The 14,240-nt window shown below is 70.6% G+C and carries 13 protein-coding genes; 4 read left to right on the forward strand and 9 right to left on the reverse strand.

The window, feature by feature from the left end; all coding sequences use genetic code 11:
- Positions 1–8 precede the first annotated feature (8 nt).
- From GPA22_RS06215 to GPA22_RS06235, 5 genes are read right to left on the reverse strand one after another with little or no spacing between them, the layout of a single operon-like run.
- Entirely contained in the window at positions 9–1,082 is a 1,074-nt protein-coding gene (locus GPA22_RS06215) for a glycosyltransferase (RefSeq protein ID WP_169255223.1), read from the reverse strand.
- Positions 1,079–2,170, reverse strand: coding sequence for a glycosyltransferase (locus tag GPA22_RS06220; protein WP_169255224.1), 1,092 nt, complete (start codon positions 2,168–2,170; stop codon positions 1,079–1,081). The genes GPA22_RS06215 and GPA22_RS06220 overlap by 4 nt, the downstream gene beginning before the upstream one ends.
- Complete coding sequence (locus GPA22_RS06225) at positions 2,167–3,213, reverse strand: glycosyltransferase family 9 protein (protein ID WP_169255225.1); 1,047 nt, start codon at positions 3,211–3,213, stop codon at positions 2,167–2,169. The genes GPA22_RS06220 and GPA22_RS06225 overlap by 4 nt, the downstream gene beginning before the upstream one ends.
- The gene (locus GPA22_RS06230; protein WP_169255226.1) at positions 3,210–4,568 is read right to left on the reverse strand and encodes an O-antigen ligase family protein; all 1,359 of its coding nucleotides are present in this window, start codon (positions 4,566–4,568) and stop codon (positions 3,210–3,212) included. The genes GPA22_RS06225 and GPA22_RS06230 overlap by 4 nt, the downstream gene beginning before the upstream one ends.
- On the reverse strand, positions 4,565–5,644 hold the full coding sequence (locus tag GPA22_RS06235; RefSeq protein WP_169255227.1) for a glycosyltransferase: 1,080 nt from the start codon (positions 5,642–5,644) through the stop codon (positions 4,565–4,567). The genes GPA22_RS06230 and GPA22_RS06235 overlap by 4 nt, the downstream gene beginning before the upstream one ends.
- A gap of 110 nt (positions 5,645–5,754) precedes the next feature.
- Between GPA22_RS06235 and GPA22_RS06240 the strand changes: the two genes are divergently transcribed.
- Genes GPA22_RS06240 through GPA22_RS06255 form a run of 4 tightly spaced genes read left to right on the forward strand, consistent with a single transcriptional unit; the run spans position 5,755 to position 9,780 of the window.
- Positions 5,755–6,873: a glycosyltransferase gene (locus tag GPA22_RS06240; RefSeq protein ID WP_246264111.1), complete on the forward strand. Its 1,119-nt coding sequence runs from the start codon at positions 5,755–5,757 to the stop codon at positions 6,871–6,873.
- Positions 6,870–7,979 (forward strand): glycosyltransferase, encoded by a 1,110-nt coding sequence (locus GPA22_RS06245; RefSeq protein WP_169255228.1) that lies wholly within the window; start codon positions 6,870–6,872, stop codon positions 7,977–7,979. Before GPA22_RS06240 ends, GPA22_RS06245 begins: the two co-directional genes overlap by 4 nt.
- A gap of 10 nt (positions 7,980–7,989) precedes the next feature.
- Positions 7,990–9,114, forward strand: a complete 1,125-nt coding sequence (locus GPA22_RS06250; protein WP_169255229.1) for a glycosyltransferase — start codon at positions 7,990–7,992, stop codon at positions 9,112–9,114.
- Between the two features lie 3 nt (positions 9,115–9,117).
- Positions 9,118–9,780 carry a sulfotransferase family 2 domain-containing protein gene (locus GPA22_RS06255; RefSeq protein WP_169255230.1) on the forward strand — a complete coding sequence of 221 codons (663 nt, stop codon included), beginning with the start codon at positions 9,118–9,120 and terminating at the stop codon, positions 9,778–9,780.
- 16 nt (positions 9,781–9,796) lie between these two features.
- Here the strand turns inward: GPA22_RS06255 and msbA are convergent, their stop codons facing one another.
- Genes msbA through rfaE1 form a run of 4 tightly spaced genes read right to left on the reverse strand, consistent with a single transcriptional unit; the run spans position 9,797 to position 14,166 of the window.
- Positions 9,797–11,578, reverse strand: coding sequence for a lipid A export permease/ATP-binding protein MsbA (gene msbA, locus GPA22_RS06260; RefSeq protein ID WP_169255231.1), 1,782 nt, complete (start codon positions 11,576–11,578; stop codon positions 9,797–9,799).
- Positions 11,575–12,237, reverse strand: a complete 663-nt coding sequence (locus GPA22_RS06265; protein ID WP_211168965.1) for a tyrosine-protein phosphatase — start codon at positions 12,235–12,237, stop codon at positions 11,575–11,577. Before GPA22_RS06265 ends, msbA begins: the two co-directional genes overlap by 4 nt.
- A gap of 17 nt (positions 12,238–12,254) precedes the next feature.
- Positions 12,255–13,202: an ADP-glyceromanno-heptose 6-epimerase gene (gene rfaD / locus GPA22_RS06270; RefSeq protein WP_169255233.1), complete on the reverse strand. Its 948-nt coding sequence runs from the start codon at positions 13,200–13,202 to the stop codon at positions 12,255–12,257.
- A 13-nt stretch (positions 13,203–13,215) separates the two neighbouring features.
- Positions 13,216–14,166, reverse strand: a complete 951-nt coding sequence (gene rfaE1 / locus GPA22_RS06275; RefSeq protein WP_169255269.1) for a D-glycero-beta-D-manno-heptose-7-phosphate kinase — start codon at positions 14,164–14,166, stop codon at positions 13,216–13,218.
- Positions 14,167–14,240 lie beyond the last annotated feature (74 nt).

Here is a 14,240-nt window from a genome sequence, read left to right on the forward strand (position 1 = left end):
ACGCGGCGTCAGCCGCCGGCGAGCCGCGCGTAGAGTGCCTGGTAGCGCGCGAGGATCGCGGCTTCGCCGAAGTCGTCGGTGACGCGGCGTACGCCCTGCGCGACGAAGGCGGTCTGCAGCGCGGCATCGGCGAGCAGCCCTTCGATGCCGGCGGCGAGCGCGGCCGGGTCGTCGCACGGCACGATCCAGCTGTCCTCGCCGTGGCGGGCGATCTCGCGCGCGCCGCGGAAGGCGGTCGCGACGAGCGGCTTGCGGTAGGCCCAGGCTTCGAGCACGACGTTGCCGAGCGTCTCCTCGTCGCGCGACGGGAAGACAACCGCATCGGCGAGGTGGAACCATTGGGCGGGCTCATGCTGCCAGCCGGCCCAGACGATGCGGTCCATGATGCCGAACTCGCGCGCCTGCGTTTCGAGGGCTTCGCGCAGCGGGCCGTCGCCCATCAGGATCAGGCGCGGCCGGCGACCGGCGATCTCGGCGGGCAGGCGCGCGAAGGCGGCGAGCAGCGTCGCATGGCCCTTGACCTTGACGAAGCGCCCCGGGTGCAGCAGCAGCCAGTCGTCGTCGCGGGCGCCGATCTGCGCGCGCAGCGCCGCGACCTTTGCCGTGTCGACGGGGATCGGCGCATCGGCGAAGTTCGTGATGTGATGGACGCGCTCCGCCGGCAGGCCGTGCCGGATCATCCAGTCGCACAGGCCTTTCGTGTTGCCGATCCACGCGTGCGCGTGGCGGAAGGGATGCAGCGCGTAGTAGCCGCCGAGGCGCGCGACGTGGATCTGGCCGCGGCCGGGTTTCAGGTGCGTGAGGCGCGAGGCGCGGCCCATGTAGGTCTGCACGATCGGCGTGCGGGCGGCGCGCGCGTAGGCGCTCACCTGCCAGCGCGAGAGCGGGTCCCACACGGTGCGCATCGGCAGCTCGTGCGTCGGGATGCCGGCGAGGTGGCGGGTGGCGAGGTCGCCGCCGCTGCGCACCAGCGCCTGCACCGGCAGGCCGGCGCGCTGCATGGCGCGCAGGAAGCGCACGAACCAGCGTTCGGCGCCGCCCATTTCGCGGCTGCCGATGATGTGGAGCGACGGAATCGTCATGAGGGTCGGTTCCCGGTCACTTGGCGATAGACGGCGAGGTTGCCCTCGACCATTGCGTCGATGGAAAACTCCGCGAGGATGCGCGCGCGGCCCGCGTCGCCCAGCCGACGGCGCAGGGCCGGGTCGGCGAGGAGTTGGCGCAGCGCGGCCCCGAGCGCATCGACATCGCCGGGCGGGATCAGCAGGCCGCTGACGCCGTCGGCGACCGCCTCGGGGAGCCCCCCGGCGCGGCTCGTCACGATCGGCACGCCGGCGGCGGAGGCCTGCAGCAGCGCGATGCCCAGCCCTTCCATGTCGGCCGGATGGGCGAGGATGTCGGCGCCGCCGAGCCAGCGCGGCAGGTCGTCGCGGAAGCCGGCGAGGCGCACGCGATCGGCGAGGCCGCGGGCGGCGATCTCGGCGCGCAGTTCGGCTTCGAGCGGCCCCTTGCCGAAGAGCACGGCATGCAGCGCCGGGAATTCGGCGAGCAGCGGCGGCAGGGCGTCCAGGAGGTAACGGTGGCCCTTGCGCGGGATCAGCTGTGCTGCCATCGCGATCGTCAGCGCGTCGGCAGGCAGGTCGAATTCGCGGCAGAACGCGGCGCGGTCGACCGGCACGAGCCAGGGCGTCGCATCGAGCGCGCTGCGCACGCAGCTCACCTTCTCCGGCGCGAGGCCCTCGGCGAGGAGCACGTCGCGGATGCCTTCCGAGATCGTGATCACGTGGTCGTAGAGGCGGTACTTGAGCATGACCAGCCAGCGCGGCTCGGGGTTGTCGACGCGGCGCGACAGCACGCAGGGCACGCCCGCGAGGCGTGCGGCGACGCCGCCCCACAGGTCGGCGCCGCGGCGGCTGTGCAGATGCACGACGTCGGGGCGCGCGGTGCGGATCAGCGTCTTCAGCCTTCCGGCGAGCGCGATGTCGGCGTCGCCGCCCATCGCCATCGGCACGACGGTCGCGAAGGGGGCGGCGGCCGTCGCGATGTCGCTGCCGACCGGGCACGCGAGCACGTTGTCGATGCCGCGCGCGTGCAGCCCTTCGAGGATGAACGCGACCTGGCGCGCGCCGCCGTAGAAGTGCTTGCCGGCTTCGACGTGCAGCACCTTCACGCGCCGGCCCCGGCGGCGAGCGCAAGGCGCGCTTCGGCGAGCGCGCGCTCGGCGCTGATGTCGCGCAGGCAGGTGAAGGCGCCGTTGCAGGTCGGGCTGCGCTTGCACGGCGAGCACGTCAGTCCGAGCCAGATCACGCGCGCGTTGGGCCGTCCGGTGTCGAGATAGGGGCGCGTCGAACCGAAGATCGACACGGTGGGGCGCGCGAACGCGATGCCCATGTGCGTGAGGCCGGTGTCGACGCCGATGACGAGGCCGGCGTGCTTGACGACCGCAGTCGCTTCCGGGAGCCTGGTCGCGCCGGCGAGGTTGAGGATGCCGGTGCCGGGCGCGGCGATGCGCGCGGCCGCTTCGCGGTCGCCGGGGCCGCCGAGGATCACCGGCGTGAGGCCGAGTTCGGCGGCGACCTTCGGTCCCAGCGCCTGCCAGGCGTCCTCGAACCAGTGTTTCTGCGGGCGTGTCGTGAACGGGGCGAAGACCGCGTAGCGGCCGGGTGCGAGGCCATGTTCGGCGAGCAGCGCGAGCGCGCGTTCCTCCGCGGCCGGATTGACGTGCAGGAAGGGCACGAAATCGCCCGCCGGCAGGCCGAGCTGTTCGGCGAGGAAACGGTATTCCGAGCTGATGCGTTCGATGATCCCGCCCTTGGGCACGACTTCGGTCATCAGGAAGCGGCTGCCTTCGCGCGAGCCCAGTCCCACGCGGCGCTTCGCGCCCGACAGCCAGGTCGCGATGCCGCTCTTCAGCAAGCCCTGCATGTCGAGCGCGAGGTCGAAGCGTTCGGCGTGCATCATCCGCCGGAATTCGCGCACCGAGCGCCACAGCGCGACGAAGCGGCGCTCGCGCCACAGTTTCGCCCACTCGGCCTTGGGCCAGGGCAGCACGGCGTCGACGTCCGGGTCGTCGGCGACCAGCGCGCCAAGGCCCGGTTCGGTGAGCCACGCGATGTGCGCGTCCGGGTAGGCCTTGCGCAGCACGGCGGGGAAGGGCGAGGCGAACACGATGTCGCCGATCGCGGAGGTGCGGACGATGAGGATGCGGTTCATGCCAGTGATCCGGCGGCTCCGGGCTCGGCGTCGGGGCGTCGCCGCCCGTCGGTGGCGCCCAGGCCGAGCAGCCGCAGGGAAAGCAGGGACAGGAGGGTGAAGAAGCGCATGTCCGGGTGGCTCAGGCGGTAGTCGGTCAGCGCCCAGACGGCGATGAAGATCAGCATGCCCCACATCGCGGGCATCAGGGCCCGGCAGGCGGGATTGTCCTTGGCGGCCCGCGTCGCATCGCGGACCAGCAGCACGATCAGCGCGCCCCAGAGCATCACGCCGAGCAGGCCTTGCGACCACAAGGTCTGCAGGTAGCTGTTGTGCAGGTGGTCCTGCGTATAGACCAGATTGCCGTCGCTAGTGGCGTCGGGGGCAAGGCGCGGCACGAGATCGCGCCGGATCACGCCGCCGACCTCGCCGAATCCCTGGCCGATCAGGGGGGCGTCGGGGAAGCGTTCGAGTGCGTACTGCCACAGGCGCAGACGTATGGTGATGGATGAGGTCGGGGCCTGCGCAAGGCCCTCGGCGGCAACGCCGCTGACGATGGTGTGTTCCGCCTGCAGGCGCGTGGCAACCGCATTGAAGTTGGTGGCGACCACGGCTGCAATCAATGCGACGGCGACGCCGGCCACGGCGATCGTGCGCGCGGATATTCCCTTCGCGCCGCCGCGCACGAGCCTGATCGCGAAACTTAGACCGGCGACGCCGATCACGATGGCCGCGCCGAGATAGGTGCTCCGGTTCTGCGTCGCAATCAGCACCTGTGCGAACAGGGCGGTGAATGCGATGCCGGCGACGCGCGCCGGCCAGCGCCAGGGAGGGGGGGCGAACCACCACTGGCGCCACGTCGTCACCAGCGCGATCAGGAAGCAGCCGGCATAGAGGCCGATGCCCAGCGGGCGCTCCAGATGGAAGCCGAGGCGTTCGCCCGACCACAGGACACCGATACCCGTGCGGTAGAGGAAGCCGATGATGCCGAGTGAAAAGCCGAGCATCGACAGCAGCCACAAGCGCCGGATGCGCTGCAGCGGGTCTGCGCACGGCAGCAGGGCGAGAACGGCAAACAGCGGCACGAACAGCCAGTCCACGAACACGTTGCGCACCTTCAGCAGTGCCGGATCGCCGACGCCCCATCCGACCTGCAGGGCATAGCGCACGAGCAGCCACAGCGCGATCAGGAGCGCGAGCGCGGTAACGGTGTCCATGCGTTGCCGGCGCTTGTCCCAGGCTGCGCTCAGCGCCGACGGCAGGCACAGGGCCAGCCCGATGTGCCCCGGCGCTGTCTGGAAGACGCTGCTCAGGGCGAACAGGCCCAGGCCGATCACGCCGAGTTGCCGCGTCCAGTTCGATAGCTGTTGATTCATGAATGATTGACTTCGAGGAATTCCAGGAGCTTGCGTGCGCGCTCGCTCCACCCGAAACGCTGTGCCGTGGCGCGACCTGCCTGTGCCATCTCGGCCGCCCGCTCGGGCTGGGTGCGGACCTGCCGGATTGCCGCTACCCACGCCTCGGGGTCGTCCGGCGGCAGCAGGAGCCCGTTCTGGCCGTCGCAGACCACCTCGCGGATCGGCGGCAGGTCGGATGCCAGCACCAGGCGGCCGGCCGCCATCGCTTCGAACAGCTTGATCGGGCTGATGGTTGCCGCATGGCGCAGATCGGCCTGGTAGGGCATCAGCGCGATGCTCCCGCGCGCCAGCGCATCGGGCACCGCGGCGTGCGGGACGGCGGGCTCGATGTGCAGCGCGGGGGGGCGGGTGTGCGGTTCGTCGTCGCGCGGGCCGATCAGGGTCACCTCGATGCCGGCCGCCGCAATGCCTTCCAGCAGCGGCAGCCCGCGGTCGCGGCTGATGCGTCCCACGTACAGGCAATGGGGATCGGCGAAATCGCCCGCTTCGAGCGCGCGCAAGCGCGAAAAGGCGGACAGATCGACGCCGCTCGGCAGCACGATGATCCGGGACGCGTCGAAACCCATGGCCACCAAGGCATCCCGACCGGCCTGCGTGATCACGGTCAAGCCGCGCAGCACGCCCTTCGCCTGTGCGCCCAGCAGCGGCGCCACCATGCCCGCGTCTTCCAGCTCCGCCGTGTCATGCACCTCGAGGTAGTGGGGGCATCCCGTTCTGGCAAGCAGCAGGGAGAAGTCCGGCACCCGGGTATACACGGCCGCTGCCTTCTTCAGCTCGTTTCGATGCAGCAGGACGAAGGGCCAGCCGCCCCATTTGCTGTGCAGCGAAGCGCGCGGGCGGATGTCGATGGGCGCATGGACGCCCATGCCCGACAGGAAGGACCGCAAGTCGAAGGTCCGGGGTACCGGCGGGAGGTACAAACGGGCATGCGCGCCCGCGAGCGTCAGGGCTTCGACCGTATGCAGGGTCTGGATCAGGTTGGCACGCGGGCGCTGGGGCCGACCGCGCGCGAGATAGATGAGGTCGAGCGCCATCGTCCCTGGGTGCATTCGTGACAGGCGCGGATTATACGCCGCGCTTGCGGTCTTCCCGCGGCTTTCGAGGACGTTCGGCTATAATCGGCCCCTTCGTTCGGAGTGTGTGCATGCGGCTTGCGATTTTCATGCCATCGTTCGGCGACGGTGGTGTCGAGCGCATGCTGGTCAATCTGGCGGGAGGGCTCGCCGATCGGGGGGTCGAGGTCGATTTCGTCACCCGGCGCCGCGCCGAGCCTTATCTGGAGGCGCTGGATTCGCGCGTCAGGCTCGTCGAGACCGGGCGCAGCGGCCTCGTCGGCATCCAGCCGGTGCTGCAGCGCTATCTGCGCGCGGCGAAGCCCGATTTCGTGCTGTGCGGCAAGGACAGGGCGGCGCTTGCCTTCCTGCTCGCGCGCGCGCTCGTGGGTGGCCGCAGCCGGCTGGTCATGCGGCCGGGCACCAATTTCTCCGCGCGCCTTGCCGAGTCGAGCCCGTGGAGCCGGTGGCGCAAGCGCTGGCTGATCCGCATCACGCATCGTGCCGCGGCGGCGGTGGTCGGCAATTCCGCCGACATCGTCACGGACATCGCGGCGGTGGCCGGCCTGGCGCCGGAACGCGTGCATCTGATCCGCAATCCGGTGGTGACGGCGCGGCTCGCGCAGCAGGCGGCGGCACCGCTCGAGCATCCGTGGTTCGGGGCCGGCGAGCCGCCGCTGGTCATGGGCGTGGGCAGGCTGGGGCAGGTGAAAGGCTTCGATGTGCTGCTGCAGGCCTTTGCCCGCGTGCGGCGGCGGCGCGCGTGCCGGCTGATGATCCTGGGCGAAGGACGGCTGCGTGCCGAGCTCGAGGCCGAGGCGGCCAGGCTCGGCGTCGCGGAGGATTTCGCGCTGCCCGGCTTCGACCCCAACCCCTATCGCTATCTGTCGCGCGCGGCGCTGTTCGTGCTGTCGTCGCGGCGCGAAGGTTCGCCCAATGCGCTGACCGAGGCGCTCGCGCTGGGCACCCCGGTCGTCGCCACCGACTGCCCGTCGGGCCCGCGCGAGCTGCTGGCCGACGGCAAGGTCGCGCCCATCGTGCCGGTGGATGACGTCGCGGCGCTCGCCGCGGCGATGGAGCGCGCCCTCGATGCGCCGGGCGATGCAGGACTGCGCCGCGCGGCCGTGCAGGAGTACACCGTCGACACCTGCGCCGGACGCTATCAGGCGTTGTTCCAGCGCCTGCTCGAACAGGAAGGAGCGCGGGCGTGAGCGCCGATCTCGCCGTCTTCGCTGCCACGTCGGGTCACAGCGGCGTAGACCGGGTGCTGCGCAACCTCGTGCCGGCGATCGCCCGGCTGGGGCTGAAGGTCGACGTGCTCGGCGTCGCAGGTCACGGCCCGACGTTCGAATCGGTGCCGGATGGCGTGCGCCGCGTGCCGCTCGGTGCCCGTCACGTGAATTCGGCGCTGCCGGCACTGGTGCGTTACCTGCGCCGCGAACGTCCGGCCGCGCTGCTGTCGGACAAGGATCGGGTCAATCGCGCCGCGATCTTCGCCCGCTGGGCCGCGCGCGTGCCGACCCGCGTCGGCGTGCGGCTGGGCACCACGGTGTCGGTGAATCTCGCGAGCCGCGGCGCGTGGGAGCGTCTGGTGCAGACCGCGTCGATGCGCTGGGTCTACCCCGCGGCGGACGCCGTGCTCGTGCCCTCGGCCGGCGCGGCGGACGACCTCGCGGCGCACGCGAAGCTGCCGCGAGAGTCGATCAGCGTCGTGCCGAGCCCGATCATCACGGCCCGGCTGCGCACGCTCGCGGCCGAGGCGCCGGAGCATCCCTGGCTGAGCGACGGTGGTGCGCCGGTGATCCTGGGCGTCGGCGAACTGTCCGAGCGCAAGGATTTCGCGTGCCTCGTGCGCGCCTTTGCCCGCGTGCGCGCGACCCGTCCCTGCCGATTGCTGATCCATGGCGAGGGGCGGCGGCGCGGCGAACTGGAGCAGCTCGCGGCCGAACTGGGGGTGGCCGGCGACGTGGCGCTGCCCGGCTTCATCGCCAACCCCTATCCCGCGATGGCGCGTGCCGCGGTGTTCGCGCTCACGTCGCGCTGGGAGGGTATGCCGGTCGTGCTGATCGAGGCGCTTGCGTTGGGCACGCCTGCGGTCGCGTGCGACTGCCCGAGCGGGCCGCGCGAGGTGCTCGACGGCGGACGTGTCGGGCCGCTCGTGCCGGTCGGCGATGACGCGGCGCTCGCCGACGCGCTCACGGCCCAGCTCGACACGCCGGCGTCGCGCACCGCCTCGCAGGCGGCGGTCGCCGGCTACACCGACGAAGGCAGCGCGCGCGCCTACCTCGCCGCGCTCGGCTTCCGGGAATTCGCATGAGTATCGGCAGATGACAAGGCTGGCAGTCCTGATCTCCTTCTCCGGCGAGGGCGGCGTCGAGCGCATGGTGCTGAACCTCGTCGAGGGCTTCGCCGCGCGTGGCATCGGTGTCGACCTGCTCGCGATCCGTGCCGACAGCGCGCATCTGGGCTCCCTGCCGCCCGGCGTGCAGCTGATCGACCTCGGCGTGCGCCACAGTGCGCTCGCGATCGGCCCGCTCGCGCGCTACCTGCGCCGGGCGCGTCCCGTGGCGCTGCTGGCGGCGAAGGATCGTGCGATCCGTGCGGCGGTGGCGGCGCGTGCGCTCGCCGGCGTGCCCTGCCGCATCGTCGGCCGCCTCGGCACCAACCTGTCGGCGGCGCTGGAAGGGCGCAGCGGCCTCGCGCGCTGGCTGCGCGTGGCGCCGATGCGGCTCTTCTATCCGCATGTCGATCACGTTGTGTGCGTCTCCGATGGTGTGCGCGAGGACGCGGCGCGCCTGACCGGCCTCGACGGCGAGCGCCTGTCCGTCGTGCGCAATCCGGTCGTGACGCCGCGGCTGGCGACGCTTGCGCAGGAAGTACCCGAGCACCCCTGGATCGCCGACACCGGCGTGCCGCTGATCCTCGGCGCCGGCCGGCTGACCGAGCAGAAGGATTTCCCGACGCTGCTCCGCGCCTTCGCGAAGCTGCGTGCGACGCGGCCGGCCCGGCTCGTGATCCTCGGCGACGGCCGCGGGCGCAGCCGCCTCGAACAGCTCGCCGCCGAACTCGGCGTGGCCGGCGACGTCGCGCTGCCCGGCTTCACGCCGAACCCCTACGCGTGGATGACGAAGGCGCGCCTGTTCGTGCTGAGTTCCGCATGGGAGGGCTCGCCCAATGTGCTGACCGAAGCGCTGGCGCTGGGCGTGCCGAGCGTGTCCACCGACTGCCCGAGCGGGCCGCGCGAAGTGCTCGCCGGCGGACGCTGGGGGCCGCTGGTGCCGGTCGGCGACGCCGATGGCCTCGCCGCCGCAATGGCCGCGACGCTCGACGCGCCGCAGCCGCCGGACGTGCTGCGTGCGGCGGTCTCCGCCTACACGCGCGACGCTGCCGCTGCGGCCTACCTTGCGCGCCTCGGCGTCACCCCGAACAACGAATTGCCCTTGAAAGGCTGAAAGATGCTGCTGTCCCTGAAATACAACTTCCTCTTCGTGCACACCGCCAAGACCGGCGGCACCTCGGTGCGCGACGCGCTCAGTCCGCTGCGTTTCCGCGATCCGTGGTATCCGGTGCAGTTCCTGTGCTCGCGCCTGTCGGCGCTCTCGGGCCATCGCCTCGGCATCAAGTTCCCGCGCCATTCGAAGATCATCGCCGCGCAGGAGATGCTGCCGCAGGAGCTGTTCGAGAAGCTGTTCAAGTTCGTGTTCGTGCGCAACCCGTGGGACCTGCAGGTCAGCTCCTTCCACCACATCCGCCGCGAACGCCCGCACCTGATGAGCCACGTCGAGACCTTCGAGGAGTTCATCCGCTGGAAGCTCGACCCGGAGCGGCCCTACCAGTACCACGTCGACACCAGCATCGACCTGCAGTCGGATTACGTGATCGACCTGCACGGCAAGGTGCTGGTCGATTTCATCGGCCGCTACGAGAACCTGCACGACGACTTCGAGGAAGCGTGCCGCCGCATCGGCATCCGGGCGCCCGAGCTGCCGCACAAGCGCCAGGCGACGGATCGTGGCAAGGACTACCGCAGCTACTACACCGACGAGCTCGCCGCGCTGGTCGGCGAGCGCTTCGCGCCCGACATCGAGCTCTTCGGCTACACCTTCGACCCGCAGTAAGGCGCGGGTTGCCCGCTCAGGAGCGCGGCGCCGGAGCGGGCTCCATCGGCAGCGCCTCGGTTTCCGGCGCGATGCCTTCGCCGCTCGCCAGCAGCCGTGCATAGGCGCCGCCCGCGGCCGACAGCTCGGCGTGGCTGCCCTGTTCGACGATGCGGCCGTGCTCCATGACGACGATGAGATCCGCGTCGCGGATCGTCGATAGCCGGTGTGCGACGACGAGCACGGTGCGGTTCTGGCGCAGCTCGGCGAGCGCGTCCTTCACCGCGCGTTCGGACTCGTTGTCGAGCGCCGAGGTCGCCTCGTCCAGCAGCAGGATCGGCGCGTCCTTCAGGAAGGCGCGCGCGATCGCGATGCGCTGGCGCTGGCCGCCCGAGAGCTGGCTGCCGTTGGCGCCGACGCGGGTCGCGAGGCCCTGCGGCAGCTTGTCGATGAATTCCATCGCGTGCGCGTGGCGCGCCGCGCGGATGACGTCTTCTTCTGCAACATCCGGCCGGCCGTAGGCGATGTTCGCGGCCACCGTGTCGTCGAACAGCACGACCTGCTGACCCACCCACGCGATCTGCGCGCGCAGCCACGCGAGCGGGGCTTCGCCGATCGGTGCGCCGTCGAGCAGGATGCGGCCGGATTCGGGTTCGAAGAAACGCGCGATCAACTGGATCGTCGTCGTCTTGCCGCTGCCCGAGGCGCCCACCAGCGCGATCGTCCTGCCGGGCGGGATGTCGAGCGTGAAGTTGCGGATCGCGGGCTCGGTCTGGCCGGGGTAGCGGAAGCGGACCTGCTCGAAGCGCAGCGCCCCGCGCGCGCGCGGGCCGTCGGCACCCTCGGCGTCGGGTTCGGGCTCGCGGTCGAGCAGCTCGAAGATGCTCTGCGCGCCGGCGAGGCCCTTCTGGATCACGGTATTGACGTTGGTGAGGCGGCGGATCGGCTCGAACAGCATCGCCATTGCGGCGACGAACGCGACGAAGGTGCCGGGCGTCAGCCGATCCTGCGCCGACAGCGCCGAGGCCGCCCAGATCACGATCGACACGGCGGTCGCCGCGAGCACCTGCACGAGCGGCACGTTCACCGAGGAGATGCGCACCGTGCGCATCGTTTCCTTGCGCAGCCGCTCGGAGATGTCGGCGAAGCGACTGTCCTCGTGCGCGTGCGTGCCGAAGAGCTTGATCTCGCGGATGCCCGTGAGGCTCTCGCCGACGGTGCCGGTCATGCGTGCGGCGGTCTCCTGCATCGCGCGGTTGCCGCCGCGCAGCTTGCGGCTCGCGTTGCGGATCGCCCAGGCGACGACCGGTGCGATCAGGAGGAGCAGCAGGGTCAGCTCCCACGCCGTCCACAGCAGGTAGCCCGCGAGCCCGATGATCACCAGCGTGTCGCGCACGACGATGATCCACGCGTTCGACAAGGCGCTGCCGACCTGCGGGATGTCGTACAGGATGCGCGACATCATGCGGCCCTGCGCCTCGGCCTGGTGCACGGACAGCGGCAGGTGCATCTGGTGGCGATAGACGCGCTGGCGCAGGTCCGTGATCGCCTTGTTCGCGACCCACTGGCTCGACACGCTGGCGGCGTATTCGGCGAGGCCCTTCGCGAGGAAGGCGAGCATCAGGAAGAGCGGCACCTGCCACTGCGCGGCGTGTTCCTTCGCGATCAGGCTCTTGTCGACCAGCGGCTTCAGGAGTGCCGGCATCACCGGCTCGAGCGACGCCGCGGCGATCATCGCGATCACCGAGATCGCGACGACCCTGCGGTAGGGCAGGATGGTCGCGAGCAGGCGGCGGTAAAGGGCGATCGAATCCTTCATTCGCGGTGCAGCACCTTGTCGACGACGAGGCTCGCCCAGCCTTCGGCGCGAAATTGCGACTTCAGCGCGCGATCGTCATACACCGTCCGGACCCAGTCCATGAAGTCGATCGGCGTGCGCGCGTTGTACGCGAGGTAGCTCATCAGGAAGAAGTCGAGCACGCCGGTGCGCGCCTGCTTGAAGTGGCCGTAGCGCCACGACAGCTCTTCGAGCGCGTCGGCGACCGGATGCCCGAGGCGGAAGATGCGGTACAGCGCTGCACCGAGTCCGGCGCGGTCGGCGCCCGATTTGCAGTGCATCAGCGCCGGGTACTCCATCGTCTCGAAGAGCTCGCGCAGCTCGGCGACGCGCTCGGCACTCGGCGGGATGCGCGAATGCAGGCGGATGTCGTGCAGCGTGATGCCGAGCTCGCGGCACACGTCGCGCTCGAGCGCGTAGGAGCCGTATTCGCTGTGGCCACGCAGGTTCACGATGCTGCGGATGCCGTAGCGCTTGTGATACTTGCGGATCTGCGCCGGGCTCGGCTGGCTGCAGCGGTACATGCCGCCGCCGAGGTCGTGGAAGTTGTTGTATGCGGCACGGAAGAAGCCGTGGTCGACGATGTGCATGTTGAGCCATGCACGCAGCCGCGCCTGCGGAGTCGGAAACGTTGTCGTCATCGAAAGAGGGAGCGTGTTCACGCGCGCTGCGCGAGCCAGTCGAGGTAGCGCGGCACGCCGTCCTCCACGGGCATGAAGGGCTTGTCGTAGCCGGCGGCGCGCAGTGCGCCGATGTCGGCTTCGGTGAAGCTCTGGTAGCGGCCCTTGAGGTGGTCGGGGAAGGCGATGTAGTCGATGCCGCCGCCCTTGTGCCAGTTGATCGCCGCGCGTGCGACCGCGTTGAAGGTCTGGGCGCGGCCGGTGCCGACGTTGAAGATGCCGCGCACCTGCGGGTTGTCGAGCAGCCACAGGTTCACCGCGACGACGTCATCGACGTGGATGAAGTCGCGCAGCTGCTCGCCGGGGCCGTAGCCGTCGCAGCCGTCGAAGAGGCGCAGCCGCCCGGATTCGTTCAGCTGGTTGTTGAAGTGGAAGGCCACGCTCGCCATGCTGCCCTTGTGCTGCTCGCGCGGGCCGTAGACGTTGAAGTAGCGCAGCCCGGCGACCTGGCTCGGGATGGCGGCGAGCTGCGGGCGCAGGTGGCAGTCGAACAGGAACTTCGAGTACGCGTACATGTTGAGCGGGCGCTCGAACTCGCGCGCCTCGCGGAAGGTCGGCCCCATGCCGTAGACCGAGGCCGACGAGGCGTACAGGAAGGGTACGCCGCGCGCGACGCACCAGCCGAGCAGCGCCTTGCTGTACTCGAAATTCACGGCCATCACGAAGCGGCCGTCCCATTCGGTGGTCGAGGAGCACGCGCCCTCGTGGAACACCGCCTCGACGGTGCCGAAATCCTCGCCCGCCTGGATGCGGCGCAGGAAGTCGTCCTTGTCCAGGTAGTCGCGGATGTTCGCGTCGGCGAGGTTCAGGCACTTGCGGCCGTCGGTGAGGTCGTCGACGACCAGGATGTCGCTGATGCCGCGGGCGTTGAGCCCCTGCACGATGTTGCTGCCGATGAAGCCGGCGCCGCCGGTCACGATGTACATGATGGGTCCTTGCTCAATGCGTGCTCGCGAGCGCGTCCTGCAGCTCCGCGCGGCTCACGGTCGCGGTGCCGAGCTTGCCGACGACGACGCCGGCGGCGACGTTCGCGAGCGCGGTCGCCTCGGGCAGCGACAGGCCGCAGGCGAGCCCGGCGCCCAGCACGGCGACGACCGTGTCGCCGGCGCCGGTGACGTCGAACACGTCGCGCGCGCGGGTGGGCAGGTCGAGCGGCTCGCGGCCCTTCTGGAGCAGCGTCACGCCGCGCTCGGAGCGCGTGATGAGTAGCGCCTCGAGGTCCAGCGCTTCGCGCAGCGCCTCGCCGCGGCCGCGCAGCGCGGCCTCGTCGGCGCAATGCCCGACGACCGCCTCGAACTCGGCCTGGTTCGGCGTGATCACCGTCGCGCCGCAGTAGCGGCCGAAGTCCATGCCCTTCGGGTCGACGACGACCGGCACCTTGTGCTCGCGCGCAACACGGATGAGGCTGCCGATCTGCGCGAGCGTGCCCTTGCCGTAATCCGACAGCACGACGGCGCCGGCCGTGCCGACCGCCTCCGCGAAGGCCTGTTCGATGCCGGCGCTTTCCAGCACCGCGAAGCTGTCCTCGAAGTCGAGGCGGATCAGCTGCTGGTGGCGGCTGATGATGCGCAGCTTGGTGATCGTCGGGTGCTCGGGCGCTTCCAGCAGGCGGCACGCGACGCCACCCGTTTCGAGCCGCTCGCGCAGCAGGCGCGCGGCTTCGTCGCGTCCGACCAGGCCGACCAGTTCCGCGCCGGCACCGAGCGAGGCGGCGTTGAGCGCGACGTTGCCGGCGCCGCCGGCGCGGTATTCATCCCCTTCGACCTTCACGACCGGCACGGGCGCTTCGGGCGAGATGCGCGTCGTCGAGCCGTGCCAGTAACGATCGAGCATCACGTCGCCGACGATCAGGACGCGGCCCGCGGAGAAATCGGGCAGGGAAGGCAGTATCGGGGAGGACAAGAAGGGATGGATAGCGCGTTGAAAAGTCTGCAATTATCCCACGAACCGGGGATCGCGCGACG

The organism is Aromatoleum toluvorans (assembly GCF_012910905.1).
Classification (GTDB): domain Bacteria; phylum Pseudomonadota; class Gammaproteobacteria; order Burkholderiales; family Rhodocyclaceae; genus Aromatoleum; species Aromatoleum toluvorans.